The 1,117-nt window shown below is 34.9% G+C and carries 3 protein-coding genes; 2 read left to right on the top strand and 1 reads right to left on the bottom strand.

The genetic code is table 11. From position 1 onward, the window contains the following. Nucleotides 1–132 precede the first annotated feature (132 nt). Complete coding sequence (locus D7V32_RS16975) at nt 133–324, bottom strand: hypothetical protein (RefSeq protein WP_117008196.1); 192 nt, start codon at nt 322–324, stop codon at nt 133–135. 104 nt (nt 325–428) lie between these two features. Between D7V32_RS16975 and D7V32_RS16970 the strand changes: the two genes are divergently transcribed. Together D7V32_RS16970 and D7V32_RS16965 are read left to right on the top strand one after the other, a co-directional pair. Next, nucleotides 429–680, top strand: a complete 252-nt coding sequence (locus D7V32_RS16970; protein WP_120403940.1) for a hypothetical protein — start codon at nt 429–431, stop codon at nt 678–680. 252 nt (nt 681–932) lie between these two features. After that, a partial coding sequence (locus D7V32_RS16965) for a hypothetical protein (protein WP_147394247.1) occupies nt 933–1,117 on the top strand: 185 nt, incomplete at its 3' end.

The raw sequence follows: 1,117 nt of genomic DNA, 5'->3' as shown, positions 1-1,117 counted from the left end.
TCTAGGGCGCAATCCCCGATATGCTATTTAACATAATAGTTACGTTATGCGACATTCGTTAGAGCAAAAGAGAAGGGAGCTAATTAGGCTCCCTTTTTTTATGTCACTAGTAATCAGGATCGACATAGATAATTAATCTTTTTTAAGTACTTCTTCTCTGTATTTCATTACATCAGACGTTTTTATATCCTTTAGATGTTTTCTTATAAGTGTATGAAGAACATCAGATTCTTTAATTCTCATTTTGGTTTCAATCATCATATTCAAAGTGATCTCTTGAAGCATTTCTTCCTCTTCATCTCTAAGTCTTACTGTAGTTGACATAATCGCGCTCTATGTGATTTGTAATTTATATCGTATTACATATTGTTTAGTAACATCTAACATGTTATTTTCTCGTTAAATGTAACTTGTGACAAATTACAAATATGAATAATCATAACTTCGATAGCCCTCAAGATTTCACCCAGTCAGCATTTAATCGTGTTGCAGAGCTGATTTCTCAACATGGCCAATGTGCATTAGAAAACTTTGTACCAGCTTTTTCGACAGAGCAGTGCTTAGAGCATTTGGCTTTGGTGGCTTCTGAAATGGCTTATGACTATTCGTACATAGATGCACATGCAGATATTTATAAAAAAGCAAATGCTGAATTAAAAGAAGAAATGGGGGATTGCTGAGATGGGTAAGGCTTCTAATTTTGATTTGGTTGTTGCATTGAATTTAAAAAAAACTCGCTGGTATAGATGTTCTGTTTGTGGTGATCAATTTACATCTAAGCGCCTTCTCGAATGTCACAAGAAAAGATGTGAGGTTTCTTCAAAATGATTAATTCAGTTCACCAGATCGACTTAGTTGAATGCCCACGCTGCTATTCAATCATGCATAAGAGCGTAATTTCATTTCATTTAACTCGTTGTTTGGGGTGAGTTATGTCTAAAGATATTCTTCAAGAATTTAATGATGCTATTGCTCAGTTAAAACAAAAAGCAGCCAAGAAGAATTTACCAAACGGTAAAACAAATACCCGTAAAAACACAGGAGAAAGCCCTAAATCAGCTCACTTCACCAGCCCTGAAGATGGTCTCCTGACTGATTTTTCTACCCCCATTTATAA

The sequence above is a fragment of the Acinetobacter tianfuensis genome (genome assembly GCF_003611465.1).
Classification (GTDB): Bacteria; Pseudomonadota; Gammaproteobacteria; order Pseudomonadales; family Moraxellaceae; genus Acinetobacter; species Acinetobacter tianfuensis.
Note: the sequence above shows the minus strand (reverse complement) of the source record. Positions and strands in the feature narration are given on the sequence as shown.

Bases quoted from the DNA above. Each gene is read 5' to 3' on its own strand.
- D7V32_RS16975 (WP_117008196.1), bottom strand. From the start codon at position 324: ATGTCAACTACAGTAAGACTTAGAGATGAAGAGGAAGAAATGCTTCAA.
- D7V32_RS16970 (WP_120403940.1), top strand. From the start codon at position 429: ATGAATAATCATAACTTCGATAGCCCTCAAGATTTCACCCAGTCAGCA.